The sequence below is a fragment of the Maribacter sp. LLG6340-A2 genome (genome assembly GCF_045057105.1).
In the GTDB taxonomy this organism is placed as follows: domain Bacteria; phylum Bacteroidota; class Bacteroidia; order Flavobacteriales; family Flavobacteriaceae; genus Maribacter.
On sequence record NZ_CP159332.1, the window covers coordinates 2,798,901 to 2,823,603 of the forward strand.

Here is a 24,703-nt window from a genome sequence, read left to right on the forward strand (position 1 = left end):
ATTATCGTATAAGCGTCAATCTTGCTAAATAGTCGTAATGTTCGCCTTGCATTACAAGTTCGCAGTGTAAATCATTATAGTTTGCTGCACGTTGCAGGGTGTTATAATCTACGTATAACCAAGGAAAAGGTTTGCTTTTTTCTTTTTTGTATTCCATGGTAAAACTTACTTCGCCGTAGTACTCCATATTATCGGGAATCCAGTAGCCGCCATCTTCATCATTTTCAAACATATAAATGATATCGCTGGAGTCTAAAAGAATTTGACCGCCTTGTTTTAATAGCGATTTCAGCTTGGAGAAAAACGCTTCTAATCCGGCAAAGGTGCCTGCCAATCCTACACCGTTCATTAAAATTAATATCGTATCGAATTTTTCACCATCAAACGTTAAAAGTTCTGAGTGTACGGTATGGTTTAGTCCGCGAAATTTACTGACTTCAACAGCTCCTTTTGATGCGTCCAATCCGGTTACGGTTAGTCCTTTATCCTGTAAATATAAACCATGGCTGCCAGCACCGCAACCAACATCTAGAACCTTGCCTTTGCATATTTGCAGCGCTTTTTGCTCTATTTTGGGCATTTCCTTAAAATTCCGGAACATATATGGTATTGGTAAAACATCTTCTTCATCAAGAGAGGAATACGTAATGATGTCTTCGGAATAATTACCGTGTTGATAGTCTAAAAGAGCCGTGCCTATAATGTCCTTATTCAAAATTCTAGTATTTCTAGATACAAAAGTCTCGCTTTTTGGTACTACTTTCCTAGTTTTGAAGAATTAATTTTAGAGATGGAAGAGGTTTTGCGTCAATTGCCCAAAAAGGCAAGAGAGAAACATACTGAAAATAAAAAGTTCTTTGCCAAGCTAAGGAAAAAGCCGCCTAAAGATTTGGACTATACTATGCAGGAACTTCATGAGGCGGAGTTTGAACGTACCGATTGCCTAACCTGTGCCAATTGTTGTAAAACAACAGGACCCCTTTTTACAAATGCCGATGTGGAGCGTATTTCAAAATCCTTCCGTATGAAGCCGCAAAAATTTATTGAAACCTATTTGCGAATTGATGAAGAGAACGACTATGTCTTGCAACAAGTGCCATGTACCTTCTTAGGTGCCGATAATTATTGCTCTATTTACGATGTGCGACCCAAGGCATGCAGAGAGTTTCCACATACAGACCGAAAGAAGTTTCAGCAAATAAGTAATCTAACCCTTAAAAACGTAGCTATTTGTCCTGCAGCTTTTAATATAGTGGAGGAAATGAAGAAGCGGATAAAGTAACGAGCAACCAAATTCTTGTGGCGTAAGTGGGCAATAGTATTTAAGCGTGGAACTACTGATAGAATAACAATTTGCAAAAGTTTATTATATTGGGCTTTAGATTATAGTTTTGTCAAAAATTGTAATTTTATTTTGAAAATGTCGCAATAGTAATTAGAAAGGCATTGCATTTTAAAAACTTGATTATTTAAAAATAGTATAACTTATTGCATCAATGGAACAGCTTATTTCTTATTTTGAATCGATACCTGCCGCACACCGGTCTTTAATATTGGTTGGTGGTATAACTTTTTTTTGGATATTAGAAGGTATTGTACCCTTATTCAATGGTGCATATAATAAATGGAAGCATTCGGTACCTAATTTCTTTTTTACGCTGACCACTATAATCGTAAATTTTCCGTTGGCTTTCTTCCTTTTAAAAACATCGGATTGGGCAGTTGAAAATGATTTCGGTATCATTAATTGGTTGCCAGAAATGCCTTTGTGGGCATATGTATTTTTAGGTGTTGCTTTGCTTGATTTAATCGGAGCTTATTTGGCGCATTTGGTAGAACACCGAGTAAAACCGTTGTGGATGGTGCATTTGGTACATCATACCGATCATAATGTAGATACGACCACAGCCAATAGACATCATCCGTTAGAAAGTATTATTCGTTATTTATTTACCTTACTGGGCGTTTTTGTTGTTGGTGCCCCAATAGGAATCATAATGTTGTACCAAAGTCTTTCTGTAGTGTTGTCTCAATTTAACCATGCGAATATTAAATTGCCAAAAGGTTTGGACAAAGCAATTAGTTGGGTAATCATTTCCCCAGATATGCACAAAGTACATCACCATTATGTATTGCCGTATACAGATAGCAATTACGGAAATATTTTTTCTTGGTGGGATCGTTTATTCGGCACCTACATGCATTTGGATCGTGAAAAAATAATCTACGGTGTAGATACGTTCCCCGATGAGGTAGCGAACGGTAAAATTGGTCCGTTGTTAAAATATCCTTTTGTAGGGTACAGAAAACCAACCACCAATGGTAGTAATTTGGCAGAAATTGTCAATGAACAGCCTTTAGTAAAGTAAGTACTTTGCCCTTATCTTTTTAAATTTTTCTATATCATCTTGCCAACTTGCTTTTATTTCGGCATTGGTGGCGCCGGCTTCAATTTGCTTTTGCAATCTGTCATTACCTGCATGTTTGGTAAAGCCACTAGTTAGAAAGAATTTACTTTTATCTACGGAATGGGTATAGGCATCTATAATGTATTCCATGGTCATCTGGTTCATTCGCTTGGTGTTGGAAAGGTCTTTGCCATAACATTGTTTTCCTTCTTCTTTAGGGTATTTTGAACCAAAATTGGGTTTTGGCGTATAAGAGAAATCGTAAGCAGTGGAATCTAAAAATGAAGCACCATATCGCTGAAATTGAAACTCCGTACCACGACCGGCATTAATGTTTGTGCCTTCAAACAGGCCCAAGCTAGGGTAAAGGGTAATTGAGGTGTCGTTTGGTAAGTTTGGCGAAGGGCGAATAGGTAAGCTATAAAAGCGGTCATGAGTCCAGTTTTCTAAAGGAATTACGGTCAAATTCGCTTTTTTATCACCCTCTAACCACATTTGTCCATTGAGCATATTGGCATATTCGCCAATGGTCATGCCATATACTAGTGGTATCTGGGTCATACCAAGAAAAGAAGTATGTTCGGCTTCCATGGTGGGCCCGTCAATATAATGTCCGTTAGGGTTTGGGCGGTCTAATACTAAAACCGGTATTCCTTTTTCGGCACAGGCTTCCATAACCAATTGTAGGGTAGAAATGTAAGTGTAAAAACGAGCACCCACATCTTGTATATCGAACAATACCAAATCTAAACCTTCTAACTGTTCTTGAGTAGGTTTTCTGTTCTTGCCGTGTAGTGATATTAGTTCTAGTCCTGATTTGGTGTCAGTACTATTTTTAACATGTTCACCGGCATCAAAATTACCCCTAAAGCCATGTTCTGGTGCAAATACCTGTTTAATGTCTACATCTAAAGAAAGAAGACTGTCTACCAAGTGGGTGTATCCATTGGGTTTAAATATGACGCTTGTTTGGTTGGCGACAATGGCTATTTTTTTGTCTTTTAATAAAGGTAAATATACATTGGTACGGTTGGCCGCCACCACAATTTCTTTTTCTTGTTCTTCAATTTTTGGCTCGTCATGGGTTGGTGAGTTGTTGGGGACTACTTTGGTATCGTTTCCACAGGTAGCCAATACCAAAAACCATAATAAAACTGTACTTTTGAAATTGGATAAATATAACATCATTTGAATCTAGAATATTTTATTGCCAAACGGCTAATAAAGGGTAAGGAGCATAAAATTAGCATATCTGCACCGATAATAAAAATTGCTATTGCTGCAATTGCTATTGGGGTGGTAATGATGTTGATTGCCATTGCTACCGGTTTGGGTTTAAAAGAAAAAATAAGAGAAAAGGTAACCGCGTTCAACGGCCATGTACAAATTTATAATTACGATAATAATAACTCTGAGGTTTCAGTTGTTCCGGTAAGTATAGAGCAAGATTTTTATCCTGAATTCAAGACCATAGATGGTATTGTACATGTACAGGCAGTTGCCACTAAAGCCGGTATTATCAGGACAGAGGATACCTTTGAGGGTATAATAGCCAAAGGCGTAGGTAAAGATTATAACTGGGAACCATTCGATGAATTTCTGATTGATGGTGTGCTGCCTGATTATACGGGTGATTTGAATTCTGATGTGCTCATTTCTAAAATTATGGCGAACCGACTAAATTTTAAGGTGGGCGATTCGTTTTTTACTTTTTTTCTAAGGGATGATGCTCCGGATAAAATTCCCAACCAGAGAAAATTTACCATAACCGGCATTTTTGATAGTGGTTTTGAGGAGATAGACGGACTCTATATTTTTACAGACATTCGTCATATTCAACGCATGAACAAGTGGGAAGAAACAGAGGTTGGTAACTTTGAGATATTCTTGAACAGTTTTGATGATATTGACCAAAAAGCGAATGAAATTTATGGTCAAACCCTCTCTAACCTTGATACAAGATCAATTAAGGATAAGTACCATAAAATTTTTGAATGGATCGGCTTGTTCGATTTTAACATAGCCCTTATCATTGGCATAATGATTATCGTTGGTGGTATTAATATGATTACGGCATTGTTAGTACTTATTTTAGAACGTACCCCAATGATCGGAATTCTAAAGGCTTTGGGAATGCCCAATTGGGATATTCGTAAAGTATTTTTATACAATGCCGCTTATCTTATAGGAATAGGTTTATTCTACGGAAATTTTATTGGTTTGGGCGTAATTTTTATTCAAGAGCATTTTAAATTGTTTAAGTTTCCCAACCCAAAAGAATATTATGTGGAGTATATTCCGGTGAGTATAGATTTTTCTACTATTTTATTATTGAATGTAGGCGTACTTTTGTTATGTATGTTAATGTTGCTCATACCATCCTATATCATTACGAGAATTACACCGGTAAAGGCCATTAGATTCGAGTAGTGTAGGGAATGGCAAAATTAAAGATGTTCAATAAAGTTCATTCGTTTTCCAAGAACTCTTACTACATAGATTTCGTTCTCATTTTCAAATTGGTAAAAATTACATGGGCTTTATAATTATAGAATTTTAAGCCGTTCGCTATTGTTGTGGCGTCTTTAGCTAATTCAGGCCTCTCAGATAATTCCGTTAGAAAAGTTTCCAATTCCTTTAAGTAAATTGTTGCAGGAGATTGTCCAAAAAATTTAATTCCATATTTATAGATGGCAATTAAATCTTGTTGTGCTTTTGCAGATAAATTATAGTTTGCCATTATCTACTTGCTCAATAATATCACTGATTTTTAATGAGCTTCTTCCGCTTTGTAAACCTTCATCAATGGCGTTTTTTAGTTCTACCAGTTTCATGTTTTCTTGCTGGTCTTTTCTAACTAGATCACGTATATATTCGCTGTCGTTAGTGTAATCGCCATTTTCAACTTTTAACTTTATCCAATTATCTTGCTGATCTGTAAAGGTTATAGATTTTCGTACCGTTGCCATAAAAAATGATTTTGGTGCAATATAGTAATTATATGCACCACATTATATGTTGCTCTTAAGCTTAACACAGTTAGTATTTTATTCTCGCTGTAAATTGGGTCTTTTTGGTAAATTTGATGTAAAACAAATCACATGCATCAAAAGTTACTTCTTACCCTATTTGCTGTGCTTTTATTGACGGGAGTCAATGCGCAGAAACTTTCAAAAAAAGAGAAAAGGATTGTAAAATCCATTGAACAGAATAATGCCGAAGCCATATCATTTTTAGAGAAAGTTGTAAATATCAATAGTGGTACTCTTAATCTAAAAGGTGTAGAAAAGGTGGGAAAGGAATTTGCAACTGCTTTTACTGATATTGGTTTTGAAAGTACTTGGATTCCTATGCCCGAAGAAATGAACAGGGCGGGTCATTTATTTGCCGAAGTGAAAGGAACTAAGGGTAAGAAATTATTATTGATCGGTCATTTAGATACGGTTTTTGAAGAAGATAGTCCGTTCCAGACTTTTGAGATGGTGAACGATTCTATTGCACATGCGCCTGGTGGTAATGATATGAAAGGGGGTAATGTAATAGTACTCTATGCGTTAAAGGCTTTACAACAAAACGGATTATTGGATGATGCCCAGATCATAGTTGCCTTTACAGGTGATGAAGAAAGTACGGGAAGTCCTTTAGAGAAAAGTAGGCACGATTTAATAGAAGCGGCAAAACGAAGTGATATTGGTTTGGGTTTTGAAACTTCAACGGGTTTTAGCTATGCTACCGTTGCCCGTAGAGGTTCTTCTGGATGGAAGGTTGAGGTAGAAGGAAAAAGAGCCCATTCTTCAGGAATTTTTAGCGATGATACTGGTGCAGGGGCCATTTTTGAAATGTCTAGAATCTTGAACGGATTTTATACCGATGTAAAAGGTGAAGATTTGTTGACCTTTAATCCCGGTACATTGGTCGGTGGAACTTTTGTGGAGTTCGATGAAATGAGCAGTAAAGGAACCGTGTTCGGAAAAACAAATGTGGTGGCACAAAAAGCGGAAGTACGTGGAGGATTACGTTTTATATCCGAAGAACAGAAAGAACGTGCTCGCGAGAAAATGAGAGCGATAGTAGCGGATAATTTGCCGCAGACATCTGCAACGGTAACTTTTAAGGATAGTTACCCGGCAATGCAACCTACGGAAGGTAATAAGGCTTTACTTGAAAAATTAAATGAGGTGAGTTTAGATCTTAAACAAGGTGAAGTTTTAGCCTATGACCCTGGTAAAAGAGGTGCTGCAGATACGTCTTTTGTAGCTGAATATGTAGACTGTTTAGACGGATTGGGTACCATGGGAAATGCTGCCCACACCCCTGAGGAAACGGTAAACTTGAATACTATTGAGGCATTGACAAAAAGAACGGCATTATTAATTTATAGATTGATAAATGAGTAATATAACCACATTAAAAGTAGGTGAGCAGCAAGTAAAAATTGAAGCTGGAGAATTAGTTAGCTACGAAGTATCTGGTCATGAATTTATGCACCAAAAGGGAAACCCTGGGTGGCGTAGTGTAGATACTGAAATGTTCCCTTTGATCGGGCCAACGAACGAAGCCGATTTTAAAGTAAAGACTCCCAAAGGATTTGCTGTTCAAGATCAGCATGGTCTATTGCGTGAAATGGAATATGAGTTGACGGAGCATACTGCTTCTAAAGCAGTGTTCTCAAAAAAATATACAGCCAATACCACGGTGTTAAACTCGAAATACCCTGCGAAGTCTACCGCTGAGAAATTAAGCTGGCCCTATGATTTTGAGTTTGTGAAAATGGTTGAATTGACCGGTGATGCTTTAGAGGTTACGTTTACTATTTCGGGTGAAGAGGGTATGCCTTTTATGTTAGGCTATCACCCTGCATTTATGTTGCATTCTAAAAACGCCATTATTTCTACCACTAGTCAAGATATTACCATTCCTGAAGTTATGGCAGTAGGGAGTAGGGCGCTACAGGTGCCTAAGACAGATACGATTACCTTAAAGGATGAGAAATCCATTCAAATAACATCTGAAGGCTTTAGCCATTTTATGTTGTGGACAGAAGTGCCAAACATGGTGTGTATTGAGCCCATAACATTCTATCCATATGCCGTAGCACAGGAAAACCTAGCCGAAGGTTTTACGAGGCTTAAAAAGGAACCGGCAGTTTTTAAAGTGGTGTTGAAACCTATGTAGTTTTAAAATCACCAGTGTATGTGTTACGATGTAAAAACGAGTTTAGAGGCACAATTAAAACGTGCTCAGCGAAACCAAGATTTAAAGGCAATAGAGGAAATTGTGGAAAAATTGGGGCCGTTGACAGACTTGCCGCTTCATCATGCATCGGGATTTTCGCATCCAGAGGTATTGATTTACACCAATGATGACCCGTGGTATCCCATTGTGGCTACGTGGGGACTTATTCCCCATTGGGTCAACACGGTTGAGCAGCAAAAGAAAATATGGAATAGTACATTGAATGCCCGGGTCGAAACCATTTTTGAAAAACCTGCGTTTCGGGATGCCGCACATGAAAAAAGATGTATTTTTTATGTGGACGGGTTTTATGAGCATCACCATTTTAACAATAACACCTATCCTTTTTTTATCCATCCAAAGAACAAAAAACCTTTGGCACTTGCGGCTTTGTGGTCTACATGGCAACATCCAGAGCATGGTGGTACTATTAATTCGTTTTCAATAGTAACCACATTAGGAAATGGTATGATGGCAAAAATTCACAACAACCCTAAATTAAAAGAGCCACGTATGCCTCTAATGTTATCCGAAGAAATGGAAGAAAGGTGGCTTTCATCAAACACAACTATTGAAAAGGAAATAGAGGAAGTATTGAATTCCACCAATGACATCGCATTAAAAGCCCATACCGTTGGTAAACTTCGCGGTAAGAATTATATGGGCAATACGGAGTCTATTTGTAATGAAGTTGAATACGCGGAGCTAGATGCCGAAAAACTAAATTTATAAAAATGGCTTATAGTGAGTATCTGGCAGATAGGGTTAGACCAAGGTTAAAAGGAAAAGGTCTGGTAGAAGAGAAGAAAATGATGGGCGGACTCACATTCATGGTCAATGGTAAAATGTGTTTGGGTATCATGTTCGATAAGAAAACCGAAGAAGATAAATTAATGGTTAGGGTGGGTAAATTGAATTATGAAGAATTATTGCACAAACCCGGTAGTACCCCAATGGATTTTACAGGTAAACCTTTGCGAGGTTTTTTATTCATTGGTCCTGACGGATTTGACCATGAAGACGACCTTGATTTTTGGGTAACAAAAGCGTTGGAGTTTAACAAGCTTTTAAATGCATGACCTATTGGTTTCAAAATAGGCATTCATGCCCCTTGAAATGATTAAATTTACGGAGTGAAAAACATTTTTCCTTTTTTAGATTGGGTATCCACCTATAAAAAATCTTTCTTTATAAGGGATTTGGTTGCCGGTCTTACGGTAGGTATTGTCTTGGTACCCCAAGGGATGGCCTACGCAATGATTGCGGGTCTTCCTCCGGTTCATGGGTTATATGCATCGTTATTTCCTGTGCTCACCTATGCACTTTTAGGTACTTCAAGAAAAATTGCCGTTGGTCCTGTAGCCATGGATTCGTTATTGGTTGCGGTTGGTCTGGGTACGCTCGCCATTACGGGAGTTGAAAACTACATTAAAATGGTGGTGATTCTTACCTTAATGGTAGGTGCAATTCAATTTTTGTTAGGGGTACTTCGTATGGGTTTTTTGGTCAACTTTCTTTCTAAACCCGTCATCAGCGGTTTTACTTCAGCCGCAGCCATTATCATTGTTTTTAGTCAAATGAAACATTTATTGGGTATTTCGGTGGTTGGCAGTAATAGAATTTATGAGACCATAATCAATATTTTTTATAAGCTCGGTGAGATAAATTATGTTGATTTCGGTATCGGCCTGGTGGGTATCGCATTATTGCTTGGTTTTAAAAAATGGACAAAAAACATACCCGGAATATTAATAATCGTAGTATTGGGTATTTTGGCTGTTTACTCTTTTCAATTGGAAGCCTTTGGGATAAAATTGGTGGGTAATGTGCCTAGTGGGTTGCCTTCTTTTATTATGCCGTCATTGAATATCGATGATATAGAGCAATTGGCACCTATTGCCATTGCCTTGGCACTGGTGGGGTATTTAGAAGCCATTTCCATCGGTAAGGCAATAGAAGATAAAACGGGAGAAGATACCATTAAGGCCAACCAAGAATTAATTGCCCTAGGTTCTGCGAATATTGTCGGGTCTTTTTTTCAAGGGTATCCGGTAACGGCAAGTTTTTCTAGATCGGCTATTAGCTTTGATGCGGGTACAAAAACGAATTTAAGTGCAATTTTTAGTGTGATTTTGGTAGTGCTGACACTGTTGTTTTTAACTCCCCTGTTCCAATACCTGCCTAATGCTATTTTGGCGAGTATCATAATGGTATCGGTAGTAAAACTTATCGATATCAAGTACTTTAAATATTTATGGCAGAATAGAAAAGATGAATTTTTTGTGATGTTGGTCACCTTTTTGATTACACTTTTCATTGGTATAACACAAGGTATATTAATAGGTGTTCTATGTTCTCTTTTATTAATGGTATATAGAACCTCTAAACCACATTTTGTGGAGATTGGGAACATTGGCAATTCGGATTATTATAAAAACGTAATTCGTTTTGCAGATGAGGTCGTGGTACGTAATGACCTCTTGATCGTAAGGTTTGATTCTCAGTTATATTTTGGAAATTCTGCCTATTTCAAAAAGCAGTTGTTAAAGCACATAAAGGCAAAAGGACCCGAGTTAAAGGGAATTATCTTGAATGCTGAGTCAATAAACTATATTGATGCAACAGCAGCAGATATGTTGACAAAATTAATACATGATATTCGGGAACGTGAGTTGCAGTTCTACATTGCGGGAGCTATAGGTCCTACAAGAGATATCATATTCAGTACCGGAATTATAAAGGAATTACAGCGCGAATTTTTATTCGTAAAAACGAAAGAGGCGGTTGATTTTTTCGATGACCCCAATGAGGTATCGTTGCTTGCAGCAAAGGTGGCTTACGAAAATAGTAGAATGGCAAAAATGAATAATGTCAAAAAATAATATTTCTTGTACCTTAAGGGTGAAGAAGTAGATAGAAAATTTTAAAAATTAGGATATATGAACATAGAACAGATATATACAGGATGTTTAGCTCAGGGAGCATATTATATTGAAAGTGATGGTGAAGTGGCAATTATTGATCCGTTGCGCGAGGTGACTCCGTATTTGCAAAGGGCAGAGAACGATAATGCTAAAATCAAGTATATATTTGAAACTCATTTTCATGCCGATTTTGTGAGTGGGCACGTTACCCTTTCAAAAGAAACCGGGGCTCCAATTATTTATGGTCCTACGGCCAGCCCAAGTTTTGATGCAATAATAGCGGAAGACGGACAAGAATTTAAATTAGGAAAGCTGACTATTAAAGTATTACATACCCCTGGGCATACCATGGAAAGTACTACGTATTTATTACGCGATGAAAATGAAAAGGATTATGCGATTTTCTCTGGTGATACTTTGTTCTTAGGAGATGTGGGCAGACCGGATCTTGCTCAAAAATCGGCTGATATGACGCAAGAGCAATTAGCAGGTACGTTGTTCGATAGTTTGCGTACTAAAATAGTGCCCTTGTCTGACGATGTTATTGTATACCCTGCACATGGTGCCGGTTCTGCATGCGGTAAAAATATGATGAAGGAAACTGTGGACAGTTTGGGTAATCAAAAGAAAATGAATTATGCCTTAAGGGCTGATATGACCAAGGAAGAGTTCATAAAAGAGGTAACCGATGGTTTGTTGCCTCCACCTAAATATTTTCCTTTAAATGTAAAAATGAACAAGGAAGGTTACGAAGATATAGGCGAAGTGCTTAATCGTGGTAATGTTGAGCTTTCTCCAGATGAATTTGAAAAAGCCGCTAACGATACTGAAGCATTGGTGTTAGATGTTAGACATCAAGACGAGTACGTTAAGGGTCATATTCCAAGGTCAATATTTATAGGGCTGAACGGTGATTTTGCTCCTTGGGTGGGAGACTTGATCGCCGATACCAAACAACCATTGTTATTGGTTGTACCAGAGGGTAAAGAAGAGGAAGCCATCACTAGATTATCGCGTGTAGGTTTTGATGCTGCAATAGGATATTTAAAGGGCGGAATTGATGCTTGGAAAACAGCAGGAAAAGAAATAGACCAAATAAATTCGATCACGGCATCCGAAGCAAAAACTTTAATAGATAAAGGCAATGCGGTTTTTGATGTTCGTAAAGATGGGGAGTACCAAAGTGAGCATTTGGTAGGTGCCGTGCATACACCTTTAAGCGAGTTGAATAAACATTTGGGTGAATTTCCTGAGAAGGGAGATTTCTTGGTGCACTGTGCTGGTGGTTATCGTTCGGTAATTGCATCTTCAATCCTTAAAAGCAGAGGTATTCATAATCTAATCGATGTAAAAGGTGGATACGGAGCCTTAAAAAATGAGGATTTGGAGAAGACAGATTATGTTTGCCCAACGACTTTATAGTTGATATCTATAGCGTTATAATATTTTTACTTTATATAATCTGCTATAGAACGTGTTTTATATTTATATTTAAAAAGGAAACGATAAAAAAGAGATGTTGAAAAAATTTATTTCACGAATAGGTATAATGAACGTTATCATGTTGTTAGTCGTGTTATCTATAATTGTAGTTTCAGAATATCTTTTTATGTCCGGTAAAAAACTAGATGCAATTTTTGTTGCTTTTTGGGCACCGACCATCCTAGGATTTATGAATTACCTAAAGTTTAAGAAGTAGTGGAATTCGTATTGGCTTACTCAATTTTTGTAGCTGTAATCTTTATGGTGTGGTTAATATTTGTCATTAAAATGTATAATAAAATGAACGAGTAGCCTTTATTCCGGAATAACTAGATTAGTTTAGTTCATAAATACTACTAGGATTTTTTCTTATGAAACTTTCTACAATACGCTGGGTCTCCAGCGTATTTTTTTGAGGGGTAATAAAAAAGTCAATATCGGCAATATGCTGTATTGTAGTTTCCTTGGGTACATACCCATATCCAGCATAACTATTTTCACGAATTAGTACAAAAGCATTTTCATCACTATTTCTACCATTGGCTTTGATCAATAAGTTGGATTGAATGTCCTTTAAACTTTTTAATGCCTCTTGTACACGTTCATTGTATTGGTCTACCAAGGTATGGTCAGAACAAATTCCTATGCACTGCTTAATTTTATAGTGAGAACACGTTATAATATTTTCCTGTAGATGACAGTATTTTGGGCAAAGATCAAACATGCTGCATAAAGCCTCTAAATACTGTCTTGCTTCTGTAGGACTATAACAAATGGCAAAGGAATTTGGCGTCATTTTTATTTTGTTATATGCTAAGTGGATAATACCATTGCGGTCTTGATAGCTAAATATACCGTATTGTTGAACGGTTCTTTTTTGTGCCCTGTTATATTTAGGATAATGTTTTTTTATTTCTGCCGATTCTTTTAATAATGCTATTAGTTCATTTCCTGTTTCCTCGAAATCCAGTGCGGTTGTCTCTGCACAGAGACTTATTTCCTTGTTTTTTTTATCATAGAAATGGCCTAATACTCTTTTTTTAATATTAATGGCTTTACCAACATAAATAATTTTACCCTTCATATCCTTAAAATAGTAGACTCCAGGGGTCGTTGGTAATTTGTCATACTCCTTTTTTGGTAAACCGGGTGGCAATGTGGCTTCTTGGGATTTTGAATTTAGGAAATGCTTAAAAACCATTTCTGCATTTTCGGCTCTTAATAATTTATGGAAGAGTAGTACTGTAGCATGTGCATCACCTCTTGCACGGTGTCTATCGGTTAGCGGAATACCTAGAGCGGCAGTTAGTTTTCCCAAACTATAGGAATGGTAACCGGGTAACAGTTTTCGGGAAAGCCTTACGGTACAAAGTTTCTTTCTGGAAAAATCTAGCCCAAGCTTTTTAAATTCATTTTTAATAACATTGTAGTCAAAATTAACACTGTGGGCCACAAAAATGGTGTCTTTGGTTATCGCTTCTATCTGAGGAACAATTTCTTCAAATAAAGGGGCATTTCTAACCATGTTATCGTCAATGCCTGTTAGTCCCGTAATAAATTGGGGTATTTCACATTGCGGATTTACCAAGGAAGTAAATTCGTCCAAAACTTCATGTCCATCATATTTAAAAATGGAAATTTCGGTTATTTTATTTCCTTTTACACCATTTCCGGTAGTCTCTATGTCAATAACTGTATACAAAAGTTGTAATCGTGGTTTAGGGGGATAAAGTTAGTGGATCTAAGCATATAAATGTCTAGGATTGCTATTCTATGCTTGTGAATATAAGTTACCTTATTTTCTAAGGATTAGCCATTGTTAAAGATTGATTTAGACAAGTTTTAAAATGCAAGATTTCTTGAATTACCCTACTATAGGTAATTAAAAGGATGTGCCGTTCAACGATTAGCCAAATGAGAATGGGGATTGTGTTAAACAACGATTTTGCTTGCATCCTACCGATGTAAATCTAAAATGTGAAAATTACCTTGCTATTTTAGCCCATAATAAATGGCAGGATGTATTTAGATCCTAAAAGTCAACAGTATTATTTCTGCAGTTTTAACCGACATAAACTTGTTTGCTTCAAACTTTTAAACGTAAAGGTTTGTGTGAAGGAAAAATTATATTTAAATGGACTCGATCCGAGAAATAGTTGTTAGTTTACCTTTTCTAATGGTCATATCTGCCTTAATTGCGTATGTTATGGCTACAAGGTTTAACCTCTACCCAGTAATAATTTATGTATCTAAAACAAAGGGGCTTATGGATGTGCCCGAGGAACGTAGGGTGCATACTTCACAGGTGCCTAATCTTGGTGGTATGGGGTTGTTCATTACTTTTTCCTTGACCTTATTACTGTTTGTCCCGTTCCTAAATAATACGGTAGAAGATTTAAGTAACTTACTTTCCTTGTTATCCGCCACTATTATATTGTTGTTTTTAGGCATTAAGGACGATTTGGTTTTTATGACCGCTAAAAAGAAATTGGTGATACAACTTATAGCGGTATCTATGGTCTGTATTCTTCAAGATATACGAATAACCGATTTTCATGGTCTGCTAAGTGTAGGGCAGTTACCATATGTAGTTTCTGTAGGTTTTACCATTTTTGTGTTTGTTTTGGTCATCAATGCTATAAATCTTATTGATGGTATAGATGGCTTGGCCTCTTCTATTGGAATATTGGCTAGTTTAAGTTTTGGTATTGCATTTTATATGGCAGAAAATTATTTAATGACCATTATGTCTGCGGTATTGATCGGGTCCTTGATGGGTTTTCTAAAATATAATTTATCTACGGATAGAAAGATTTTTATGGGGGACTGTGGGTCACTGATTGTAGGTTTCTTATTGGCTTACCAAGGTATTAGTTTTTTAAATATAGACCCTACATTGGTTTATCAGTATAATTCTGAAAATTCTTCAATTTTACTTTTGGCAATATTATCATATCCATTATTTGATTTATTGCGGGTGTTTATTGTTAGAATTGCACAAAAGAAAAGTCCGTTCGATGCCGATAGTAATCATATTCATCATAGACTTTTGCGCTTAGGACTTAATCACAAACAAGCTACCATGTTTTTAGTAATCAGTAATTTGACCTTGATATTAATTACTTATTTTACTATTAACCTACCTATTAATATGAGTTTAATTGTTGTGGTATGTTTTGGTTGTTTACTCTATTTATTGCCATTTTTAAGTGTTTTCGAAGAATTTAAAGGTGAAGAACCTGAAGAAATCACTCCAGGGGTACGTGGTAAGATTATACAGGTGAAAGAAGAGGGCGCTAAAATTATACCTATTAATGAAAGAATTTTACAGAAAGAACCTTTTGCCCACAATCAAAATAACGGTAGTTTAAATACTGAACCAGAACATGTTTCTACGAACACTACCTCCCAAAAGACCAGTGAAAAGTTCAAGGTTTATGCAAATGATGAAAAGGTACTGGTAAACCCTATAGAAAACAAGGTACAAATAGACCCCGATAATTTAAAGTCTAAATAAGTTTTTAAACCTAACCATCTTAAATTAAGTGGTATTATATTGTTAATACCTTTATTACTGGTTGTGTTCCTAATTAAAAATTCTAGCCAAAATCAGTTCAATATCCTATTAAGTGAGTCAGAGCGGTAGTAAACATAGCTATAGACAAATAATGAAAGCTACCTCTATTTTTGGCGGGGTGCAAGTCATTAATATTCTTATTTCCATTGGCAGGTCTAAGATTTTAGCCATACTTCTAGGTCCTGCCGGTATAGGTATTTTAGGATTGATCATGTCCACAACAAAGCTAATTAGCTCCTTGACCAATTTTGGTTTAGGTATTAGTGCTGTAAAGGAAATAGCGATAGCCTTTGAATTGGGTGATGAAAAAAAACTGGCTAAAACCTTGGTCATCGTAAATAGGTGGATTTGGTTTACCGGTCTTTTTGGAGCCATATTAACCCTAATTCTTTCTCCTTGGTTAAGTGAACTTACATTTGGCAACAAGGACTATACAATAGCCTTTGTTTGGCTTTCAATTACACTTTTATTGAACCAATTAACTAGTGGAAGTTTTGTGTTTCTTCAAGGATTGCGTAAGCTTAAATATTTGGCAAAAGCCAATGTTATTGGTGCTGCATTGGGGCTATTGGTTTCCGTGCCTATTTACTATTATTTAGGGGTTAAAGGTATTGTTCCGGCTATGATATGTACTTCTGTACTTGGATTTGCCGTTGCCTATTATTTTACAAAGAAAATTAAAACACAACCCGTGCCGGTTTCCGCAAGGGAAACTAAGAAAAAAGGTAAGAATATGCTTATAATGGGCTTTACACTCAGCATAAGTGGTATCATGGTCTTAGGGGTTTCCTACGTTATACGGATATTTATCAATAACAACGGGGGTGTTGAGGATGTGGGGCTATTTAATGCAGGTATTGCTATAATATCAACATATGTAGGTTTGTTGTTTACTGCAATGGAAACCGATTATTTTCCTAGATTGTCCGCTGTGGTCCATGATAATGAAAAAGCCATAACCTTGATAAATCAACAGGCAGAGATTGCAATGTTGATCCTAGCACCGGTACTAATTGTTTTTTTAGTATTTGTAGAGCTCATTATAACCATTCTTTACTCTTCAGAGTTCATTCCGGTCAAGGAAATGATTTATTGGGCAGCACTTGGTATGTTCTTTAAGGTTGCTGCATGGGTAGTTGCGTTTTTTTTCATAGCCAAAGGGGCCAGTAAATTATTTTTCTGGAACGAGTTGATCACCAACTCGTATACGTTGATCTTGAATTTGGTGGGGTACTATTACTATGGATTAGCCGGATTAGGCATTTCCTATATGGTATCATATTTTATTTATTTAATTCAAATTTATGTCATGACCGGAAAAATTTATGGCTTTAAATTTTCATCGGCGATCAAAAGAATTTTTGCTATTCAATTCTCGTTGGCTATAGGGTGTTTACTAGCGGCTAAGCTAAGTACTTCACCTTTTAATTACGGTATTGGCATTCTATTTATACTTATTTCCATGTATTATTCGTTTAAGGAACTAGATAAAAGATTAAATCTTAAAGATATTATTGGTAAATATTTAAAAAAATGAATAGTGTGATAGGGGTAAAGGATGGTCATATTTTAATTATCAGAAACAAATAATAGTTTTGATGAAGAAATTCAAAATACTATACCCGTACCTTATCCTGTTCTTTTTAATTTTTATGGGACCTGTAAAGGTGGGCCCAATTACCTTTTCTCAAGTATGGAAAATTCCATTGTTCGTTTTTCTTTTTTGGCAGGTACTCATAAAGCGAAACGATAAAAAATTAGGTTTTATTAAATGGTCTTATGCTAGGGCCACCAAAAATATCGTTACCGCCAATTTTTCCATTAGTTATTTTTTTGGAATCGTAGATTTTATAAGGTACATGATGTTTCCATTAATGTTTGAGTATGCCTACAGGAATATTAAAAACATCAGAAAACTGGATAAGTACTTGTTGGGCTTTGCGCAATTTGTTATTATTTCCGGGATTCCTTTTACGTTTGGACTTTTGGAAAGTAAGGCCAAGGATGTTCTGAGTTTCAAGGATTTTGATAGCTACTCCGGTATGTTCCAAAATTCACACGGTGCAGCAATTACCACAACAACGGCGGTATTGATTTTATTGGCCTATATTAAATCAAAATCAAGCTTAATTCGCTTTCCTAAATTAAACTATGCTTTACTGGCCTATGGTATTTATTTAATTTACCTAACTTATATCCGTACGGGCTATCTCATGTTCGTTATTGGAATTGTTTTCTTGTTCTTGCCTAAAAAACTGACCTTAAAACAAGTATTGTCCGGTTTGGGAATTCTCATTCTGGTGGCAGTAGGTTTTTACATTCTGCTAGAGAGTAACGAAGCGTTTTATAATAGAATTTTTGACATTAGAAACGGTAAGCAAACAGCAGCTGGATCTGGTAGGCTTCTCTTTTGGATGGCTTCTGTAGAGCTTTGGTATAACGGTAATATTTTTGAAATGATCTTTGGTCATGGTTTCTTTGACCTTATTATGCATATGTACCAAGAAACGGGTCTTCCCGTATATGCCCATAACGAGTTCTTTACCCAATTGGGTCAAAACGGACTTTTAGGAATCATATTTTTTATTGGCTACTTGATTTCTTTGTTCAAGCATATTCTTAAAAGAAAAACATTGCCTTCATACCGATTGGCAATGGCTATATTTTTTCTATATGCTTCTTTAATGATGACACAAGGTGGTATGTGGTTTGAACTGGATATATTTATGGTTTTGGTATTCGTTAAGCTAGAGTTTGAAAATGTACTAAGAAAAAGAATGTTTAGAAATGCTTAAAAATATTACGGTTACCGTACCCAAATTATCCTTACCAGGAGGTGTTAGTGCATTTTGGAACGCTTTACTGCCAGAGTTCAAAACGTATGAACAGGTTAATTTCAAGCCGTTGGAAATTGGAGGGCATGGTAAAAATGTATTTGGTCCTTTGTTGGATAATTGGCATTTGAAAAAAGCGACCGATAAGTCTACGGATCTAATTATCCTAAATCCTTCATTAGGTAGTCGCAGTTTTTTTAGGGATGCATTTTTTGCTAAATATCTTATTAGAAAAAATATACCTTTTGTACTCTTTTTTCATGGCTGGAATTTAGATTTTGAACAAAAAATCGATAAAAAATATGTTCCGTTTTTTCAAAAAAGTTTAGGTAAGGCAAAGAAAATTTTTGTCTTATCTGATGACTTTAAAAGTAAATTGTTAGCCTGGGGTTATAAAGGGGAAGTAGTGGTGTCTACTACCATGGTGAACAGAAGTCTGTTTGTCAATAGCCCTGTGTTAAACCAAAAAAGTGAAAACGGTGCTAACTTCAAAATACTTTTTCTCTCTAGGCTTATTAAGGAGAAAGGAATTTATGAGACCATTGGTGCATTTAAAAAATTACAGGAAAAATATCAACATCTTCAATTAATTATTGCCGGTAGTGGCAATGAGATGGATACTATTCGTGGTCTTGTAGCCGGTAATGATAACATAGTGCTAACAGGACATATAGAGGGTGCTGAGAAAATTAAATGCTACAATAATTGTGACGTATACTGCTTGCCAAGTTATAGTGAAGGTCTTCCAACATCGGTTTTGGAAGCAATGGCTTTTGGTAAGCCGGTAATCACTACAGCTGTAGGTGGATTAAAAGGTTTTTTTAAAGATGGCACCATGGGCTATTTTGTGCGTGCTAAGGATGCTGAGGACTTACAGGAAAAACTTGAATTATTATTGGTTGCACCCAACCTAAGAAAAGAAATGGGTGACTTCAATTTTAATTTTGCCCATGAACACCTTTTAAGCAATAAGGTGGCCCAAAAAATACTAGGGGAGCTAGAAGCTTTTCTATAGCCCATTCACTTTTTTAGCATTCTTATTTATCTCTAACGTGTTCTTTGTAAACTCATTAGTATACAGCTATAAAGTTTTGTTTACGATGATGGCTTTCATCGTATTTTATGTAATGTTAATAGAATTCAATTTTATTTAACCTCCTTATTTTATGGGGGTTTCTGCTCCTTATTATGTAAGTCTTCGAATCTTAATGTAGTTAATCGGCTTTCTTTAGAGCCTAGCTAAGGTCGTCATAATTTAGCGAGAAGATGACTACTTAGGTATCAAAATATATCAAAACCTAGGTATGGTTATAACGAAGTATATGACAGAGATTATACATTCATTTTTAAACCTAAAGCAGTATTGTGAATCTGAGCAATACAAAGGATGGGATCCTTATGACGGACTAAATTCCAAAATATTCAATGCATTGCCATTGAAAAAATGGAATGTTGCGAGATTGGTGTGGATCCAGGGATTTAAAAGGTCACCTATCAACTTTAGGAAATTATTGTTGGTGCCCAAACAATATAACTCTAAAGGTTTAGCCTTGTTCTTGTCCGGTTACTGCAACCTGTACCATGTGGCCAAGCAAGGCGATACAACATTTGGTGATGAGAAAGCAATTAAACAAGCTATTGTTTCCCTGGCGAATTTATTGCTACAGCGTAGTGATAAAAACCAGAGTGGTGCCTGTTGGGGGTATAATTTTGATTGGCAGGCCAGATTAATTTTTCTTTTTCCAAAAGAAACGCCAACCATTGTTGCTACTTCGTTTTGTGTAGATGCACTATTGAAGGCATATGAAATTACCAATGATAATAGGTATTTGGATTGTGCTAAATCTGCGGCCAATTTTGTAATTAATGATTTGAACAGGACACCCATTGAAAAAGGTTTTTTGTTCTCTTATTCTCCGTTAAAAGGTAACGACACGGTCATCAACGCAAGTTTACTTGGTGCTAAGATATTAAGTCAGGTATATGCCTATACCAAAGAAGACCAACTCAAGGAACTTGCTAGAACTACTATTGATGCTTGTTGTGCGCTACAGTCTAAAGATGGATCATGGGTATATGGGCTTATGGAGGTTCAAAGTTGGATCGATAGTTTTCATACCGGATACAATTTAGATGCTATACAGACCTATCAAGATATAACGGGAGATGAATCTTTTTCCCATCATTTAGAACTTGGTCTAGAGTACTATTTACAGGCTTTTTTTATGCCAGATGGCACCCCAAAATACTATCATAACGCTACATATCCTATAGATATTCACTGTCCAGGGCAGTTATTTGTCACTTTGGCCAAAACAAAGACTTTTTCCCAAAATAAGGATTTGGCCCAAAAGGTTATGCAATGGACCATTGAGCATATGCAAGATGATAAAGGGTATTTCTATTATCAATTAAAAAAAGGAGTCAGTTCCAAGATTTCCTATATGCGTTGGAGTAATGCTTTTATGTTCAATGCAATGTCCAACTATTTAAAAGAGGTAAGCTAAATGAAATCTGAAAGAGTAAGCGGTGTACAAATTTATATACCAGAGTCAAGGGCTAAATTAATGGAGTTTGCATTTGCTAACAAGAAAATACTTGTGGCGGTAAATGGAGAAAAAATTCAGCATGCAAATGAACAGACCAGAGCTATTATTAACAGAAATGTAGGGTATTCTGATGGTATAGGCGCGGTTTGGGCATTGCATAAAAAAGGACACCAAGAGGCTATTAAAATACCCGGTTGTGAACTTTGGTTAGATATTATAAATGCCTACCAGTCAGAAAAATCATTTTATCTGGTAGGGGGCAAGGAAGAAGTTATCCAGAAAGCTGTAAATCAGTTACGAGATGAATTTCCTGCTATCAATATCGTTGGGTTTAGAAATGGATATTTAACGGCTCAGGATGATGAGGCAAATTTGATCCAAGATATAAGTGTCAAGAAACCAGATGTTGTTTTTGTGGCTATGGGGTCCCCAAAACAAGAACTGTTAATGGAAAGAATGTATGAACGCCATGCGGCGGTTTACCAAGGATTAGGTGGAAGTTTTGACCTTTATATAGGAAATACCCATAGAGCGCCAAAATGGTGGTTAGATAATAATTTGGAAGGTATTTATAGAACCTTAATGGAGCCACGTAAGAGAATAATGAGAGACATAAAATTACTTCCTTATTTCTATAACCTGGTATTGAACAAACTGTGAAAATAATTTGCTTAAAAAAATAATAACCCAAATCTTAAGTAAAACCTAACTGTAAATTGAAAAAAATGTTATCGACTGTAGAATGTGTCAATGATGATGAATGGAATAGTTTTCTTGAAAAGGAAAAGGAGCATCAAATGGTTACCATTGCACATAACCCCTGTTTAGGTAAAATTTTATCCAACACATTTGGGTATTCCTATACAAATTATGTAATAAAAGATGGTGAACATACCGTTGGGGTAATGCCAATAGTTCTTGTAGGTAAAAAGATGGTTTCCATGCCGCATTTTTCTTATGGCGGACCAGTAGTACAGCCAGCTTATGCCGATACTATTGATATATCTACACTATTGAACGCTCCTGGTTTTGAACTACGAAGCTTTGATAAACTATCTGAACATTATATCGATAAAAAAATTAGCTGCATCCTAAAATTAGAGGAAACGGAAGATGAAATGTTCATGACTATTAAAGCAAAATTAAGACAGAAAATAAGGAAGACCCTTAAAATGAATCTAGGGGTTAAATCTGGAGGTGTTGAATTGCTACATGATTTTTACACTATTTTTTCTAGACGCATGCTGCAGTTCGGCTCTCCTCCGTTAGGAAAACAATTTTTTAGAAACTTGTTAGATGAGTATACGTATGGCGATGTGCAAATAACCGTTATCTATGACGGGGATAAGGCTATTTCTGCAGGGTTTTCTCTTTCTTATTTAGGATTTAATGAACTTTGCTGGTCCGGAACAGATGAGGCATATAACAAACAAAACGTAAATGCACTTATGTTTTGGGAAATGATTAAAACTTCTATTGCCAAAAAGCATCAATATTTTTCTTTTGGGAGGTCTACAATAGATAGTACCCAGCATACATACAAAAGACTTTGGAATCCTATAGAGCTTCCTATCTTCTATAATTTATCGGAACCTCCAAAAACATCCTTGAGAGATTTTGAGTTCTTGACAAAAATCTGGAAACACCAGCCTTTACGCACATCACAGATATTGGGACATTATGTCTCTAAATATGTGTACTAAAAATCAAAGTAAATAATGAAAATTTTAACTTTTGACATAGAGGAGTGGTTCCATATTTTAAATAATCCTTCAACCAAATCAGAAAAGGAGTGGGTAAACTATGAATCTCGTATCCATAAGAATATGGAAACCATTTTTGAGATTTTGGACGTTAGTAAGGTTTCTGCATCGTTCTTTGTTGTAGGGTGGATTGCAGAGAAATATCCAGAAGTTGTAAGGATGATTTCAGATAGGGGGTATGAAATAGGTAGTCATACCCATATGCATCAATTGGCATATGAACAAGACCGACCAACTTTTTATAATGATGTTGAAAGGTCTATCAAGACTATTGAGGATTGTATAGGTAAAAAGGTAGAGCTGTTCCGTGCTCCGGGATTTTCCATATCAGAAGAAAATATTTGGGCCTTTGAGGTATTACATGAATTGGGGATTACCACAGATTCTTCCGTATTTCCTATAGAACATGCACATGGGGGTCTTAAATGTTTCCCCAGCGCCAAACCTTCCCTATTAAAATACAACGGAATAACGCTAAAAGAATTTCCGATCAATATACAGTCTATTGTTGGTAAATCCATGGTTTTTTCAGGAGGCGGTTATTTTAGGCTGCTACCGTACAATTTTATTAAGAACGCAACGGTAAAATCAGATTATATAATGGGTTATTTTCATCCAAGGGACTTTGATTATAAGCAACCGTTAATTAAAGAATTGTCGTCGTTAAGACGTTTCAAATCTTATGTAGGATTAAAATCCTGTAAGCCTAAACTTGAAAAATGGCTGAACGATTTTGAATTTACGGATATTGCCACGGCTAATGAACAAATAGATTGGGACCAAAAAAAAGTTGCTGTTTTAGACTAAAAAATTATGAGAAAAATTACACTTATTGCAGGTGCAAGACCAAATTTTATGAAGATTGCACCCATTATTCATGCTATTCAAAAAGCTCAGGAAAACGGTAAGGATATTGCCTATAGGTTAATACATACCGGCCAGCATTATGATAAAAAGATGTCCGGAGATTTTTTTGAACAATTAAATATTCCCGACCCAGATGCAAATCTAGGTGCTGGTGGTGGATCCCAATCAGAACAGACTGCCAGTATTATGCTTGGTTTTGAAAAAGAACTGATGGCTAATCCGGCTGATCTTGTTATTGTTGTTGGTGACGTTACCTCTACCATGGCCTGTGCCATCGTAGCTCAAAAACTTCATGTAAAGGTTGCTCATGTTGAAGGGGGTATACGCTCTTATGATTGGACCATGCCAGAGGAAATAAATAGATTGGTAACGGATGCTATTACCAATTATTTCTTTACCACTTCTGAAATAGCAAATGAAAATTTACGTAACAGTGGGGTCAAGGAGGAACAAATATTCTATGTGGGCAATACCATGATAGATACATTGCTTAAACAAAGGTCTAGGTTTGCCAAACCTGATATTTGGGACGAATTGGGTCTTAAGGAAAAAGAGTATATGGTCATGACTTTGCATAGACCTGCAAATGTGGACCAAGAAGCACAGATAAAATCACTTATGGATGAGATTATTGCACACTCCCAAGATGTGCCATTGGTTTTTCCAGTGCACCCGCGTACGGCCAAGATTTTAAAAAACTTGAATATTTCTCACTCAAGATTGCACATGGTTGAACCTTTGGGCTATTTGGAATTTAATTATTTGGTTGAAAGAAGTAAGGCCGTAATTACAGATTCAGGAGGTATTACAGAAGAGACTACCGTTATGGGTATTCCATGTATGACACTTCGTGATAATACGGAAAGACCGGAAACCATTACCCAAGGAACTAATGAACTTTTAGGAACTGATCCAAAGGCAATTGCACCTGCCATGGATAAACTTTTTAAAGGGGATTGGAAAACAGGGAGTATACCAAATTTGTGGGACGGTAAAACCGCTGAGCGTATCGTCGATATAATACTGGATTTCAAAGAATTATAATTTTTTAGCTCGTAGCCATT

General features: G+C 36.3%; 23 protein-coding genes. 18 read left to right on the forward strand and 5 right to left on the reverse strand.

Annotated features, from left to right (window positions below):
* Position 1: 1 nt before the first annotated feature.
* Positions 2-715: a class I SAM-dependent methyltransferase gene (locus ABVM52_RS11765; RefSeq protein ID WP_405380711.1), complete on the reverse strand. Its 714-nt coding sequence runs from the start codon at positions 713-715 to the stop codon at positions 2-4.
* A 75-nt stretch (positions 716-790) separates the two neighbouring features.
* Between ABVM52_RS11765 and ABVM52_RS11770 the strand changes: the two genes are divergently transcribed.
* Complete coding sequence (locus ABVM52_RS11770; protein WP_348327212.1) at positions 791-1,282, forward strand: YkgJ family cysteine cluster protein; 492 nt, start codon at positions 791-793, stop codon at positions 1,280-1,282.
* A 214-nt stretch (positions 1,283-1,496) separates the two neighbouring features.
* The gene (locus ABVM52_RS11775) at positions 1,497-2,369 is read left to right on the forward strand and encodes a sterol desaturase family protein (RefSeq protein ID WP_405380713.1); all 873 of its coding nucleotides are present in this window, start codon (positions 1,497-1,499) and stop codon (positions 2,367-2,369) included.
* Here ABVM52_RS11775 and ABVM52_RS11780 read toward each other — a convergent pair.
* Positions 2,358-3,593 (reverse strand): exo-beta-N-acetylmuramidase NamZ domain-containing protein, encoded by a 1,236-nt coding sequence (locus tag ABVM52_RS11780; protein WP_405385124.1) that lies wholly within the window; start codon positions 3,591-3,593, stop codon positions 2,358-2,360. The genes ABVM52_RS11775 and ABVM52_RS11780 overlap by 12 nt on opposite strands.
* 3 nt (positions 3,594-3,596) lie before the next feature.
* On the opposite strand from ABVM52_RS11780, the gene ABVM52_RS11785 reads away from it, so the two are divergent.
* Positions 3,597-4,838, forward strand: coding sequence for an ABC transporter permease (locus ABVM52_RS11785; RefSeq protein WP_405380715.1), 1,242 nt, complete (start codon positions 3,597-3,599; stop codon positions 4,836-4,838).
* Positions 4,839-4,899: 61 nt separating this feature from the next.
* On the opposite strand, the gene ABVM52_RS11790 is transcribed toward ABVM52_RS11785, so the two are convergent.
* Together ABVM52_RS11790 and ABVM52_RS11795 are read right to left on the reverse strand one after the other, a co-directional pair.
* Complete coding sequence (locus ABVM52_RS11790) at positions 4,900-5,148, reverse strand: type II toxin-antitoxin system RelE/ParE family toxin (RefSeq protein ID WP_405380717.1); 249 nt, start codon at positions 5,146-5,148, stop codon at positions 4,900-4,902.
* The gene (locus ABVM52_RS11795) at positions 5,135-5,377 is read right to left on the reverse strand and encodes a type II toxin-antitoxin system ParD family antitoxin (protein ID WP_405380719.1); all 243 of its coding nucleotides are present in this window, start codon (positions 5,375-5,377) and stop codon (positions 5,135-5,137) included. The genes ABVM52_RS11790 and ABVM52_RS11795 overlap by 14 nt, the downstream gene beginning before the upstream one ends.
* A gap of 132 nt (positions 5,378-5,509) precedes the next feature.
* Between ABVM52_RS11795 and ABVM52_RS11800 the strand changes: the two genes are divergently transcribed.
* From ABVM52_RS11800 to ABVM52_RS11825, 6 genes are read left to right on the forward strand one after another with little or no spacing between them, the layout of a single operon-like run.
* Complete coding sequence (locus ABVM52_RS11800) at positions 5,510-6,805, forward strand: M20/M25/M40 family metallo-hydrolase (RefSeq protein ID WP_405380721.1); 1,296 nt, start codon at positions 5,510-5,512, stop codon at positions 6,803-6,805.
* Positions 6,798-7,583: an aldose 1-epimerase gene (locus ABVM52_RS11805; RefSeq protein ID WP_405380723.1), complete on the forward strand. Its 786-nt coding sequence runs from the start codon at positions 6,798-6,800 to the stop codon at positions 7,581-7,583. Before ABVM52_RS11800 ends, ABVM52_RS11805 begins: the two co-directional genes overlap by 8 nt.
* An 18-nt stretch (positions 7,584-7,601) precedes the next feature.
* Positions 7,602-8,375 (forward strand): SOS response-associated peptidase, encoded by a 774-nt coding sequence (locus ABVM52_RS11810; RefSeq protein WP_405380725.1) that lies wholly within the window; start codon positions 7,602-7,604, stop codon positions 8,373-8,375.
* A gap of 2 nt (positions 8,376-8,377) precedes the next feature.
* Positions 8,378-8,722, forward strand: a complete 345-nt coding sequence (locus ABVM52_RS11815) for a TfoX/Sxy family protein (protein WP_405380727.1) — start codon at positions 8,378-8,380, stop codon at positions 8,720-8,722.
* 54 nt (positions 8,723-8,776) lie between these two features.
* The gene (locus ABVM52_RS11820; RefSeq protein WP_405380729.1) at positions 8,777-10,525 is read left to right on the forward strand and encodes a SulP family inorganic anion transporter; all 1,749 of its coding nucleotides are present in this window, start codon (positions 8,777-8,779) and stop codon (positions 10,523-10,525) included.
* Between the two features lie 57 nt (positions 10,526-10,582).
* Positions 10,583-11,989, forward strand: coding sequence for a rhodanese-like domain-containing protein (locus ABVM52_RS11825; protein ID WP_405380731.1), 1,407 nt, complete (start codon positions 10,583-10,585; stop codon positions 11,987-11,989).
* Between the two features lie 394 nt (positions 11,990-12,383).
* On the opposite strand, the gene ABVM52_RS11830 is transcribed toward ABVM52_RS11825, so the two are convergent.
* Positions 12,384-13,751, reverse strand: a complete 1,368-nt coding sequence (locus ABVM52_RS11830; protein WP_405380733.1) for an exonuclease domain-containing protein — start codon at positions 13,749-13,751, stop codon at positions 12,384-12,386.
* A gap of 432 nt (positions 13,752-14,183) precedes the next feature.
* Between ABVM52_RS11830 and ABVM52_RS11835 the strand changes: the two genes are divergently transcribed.
* From ABVM52_RS11835 to wecB, 9 genes are all read left to right on the forward strand, one after another.
* Positions 14,184-15,566 carry an MraY family glycosyltransferase gene (locus ABVM52_RS11835; RefSeq protein WP_405380735.1) on the forward strand — a complete coding sequence of 461 codons (1,383 nt, stop codon included), beginning with the start codon at positions 14,184-14,186 and terminating at the stop codon, positions 15,564-15,566.
* A 151-nt stretch (positions 15,567-15,717) separates the two neighbouring features.
* Positions 15,718-17,163, forward strand: a complete 1,446-nt coding sequence (locus ABVM52_RS11840) for an O-antigen translocase (RefSeq protein WP_405380737.1) — start codon at positions 15,718-15,720, stop codon at positions 17,161-17,163.
* A gap of 61 nt (positions 17,164-17,224) precedes the next feature.
* Positions 17,225-18,421, forward strand: a complete 1,197-nt coding sequence (locus ABVM52_RS11845) for an O-antigen ligase family protein (RefSeq protein ID WP_405380739.1) — start codon at positions 17,225-17,227, stop codon at positions 18,419-18,421.
* On the forward strand, positions 18,414-19,475 hold the full coding sequence (locus ABVM52_RS11850) for a glycosyltransferase family 4 protein (RefSeq protein WP_405380741.1): 1,062 nt from the start codon (positions 18,414-18,416) through the stop codon (positions 19,473-19,475). The genes ABVM52_RS11845 and ABVM52_RS11850 overlap by 8 nt, the downstream gene beginning before the upstream one ends.
* A 307-nt stretch (positions 19,476-19,782) precedes the next feature.
* A complete protein-coding gene (locus ABVM52_RS11855) occupies positions 19,783-20,967 on the forward strand; it encodes a delta-aminolevulinic acid dehydratase (RefSeq protein ID WP_405380743.1) in 1,185 nt (394 codons plus the stop codon).
* Positions 20,968-21,669, forward strand: coding sequence for a WecB/TagA/CpsF family glycosyltransferase (locus ABVM52_RS11860; protein WP_405380745.1), 702 nt, complete (start codon positions 20,968-20,970; stop codon positions 21,667-21,669).
* 65 nt (positions 21,670-21,734) lie between these two features.
* Entirely contained in the window at positions 21,735-22,712 is a 978-nt protein-coding gene (locus ABVM52_RS11865) for a GNAT family N-acetyltransferase (RefSeq protein ID WP_405380747.1), read from the forward strand.
* 15 nt (positions 22,713-22,727) lie between these two features.
* Positions 22,728-23,579: a polysaccharide deacetylase family protein gene (locus tag ABVM52_RS11870; RefSeq protein ID WP_405380749.1), complete on the forward strand. Its 852-nt coding sequence runs from the start codon at positions 22,728-22,730 to the stop codon at positions 23,577-23,579.
* Between the two features lie 6 nt (positions 23,580-23,585).
* Positions 23,586-24,683 carry a non-hydrolyzing UDP-N-acetylglucosamine 2-epimerase gene (gene wecB / locus ABVM52_RS11875; protein ID WP_405380751.1) on the forward strand — a complete coding sequence of 366 codons (1,098 nt, stop codon included), beginning with the start codon at positions 23,586-23,588 and terminating at the stop codon, positions 24,681-24,683.
* The last annotated feature ends 20 nt before the right edge of the window (positions 24,684-24,703 follow it).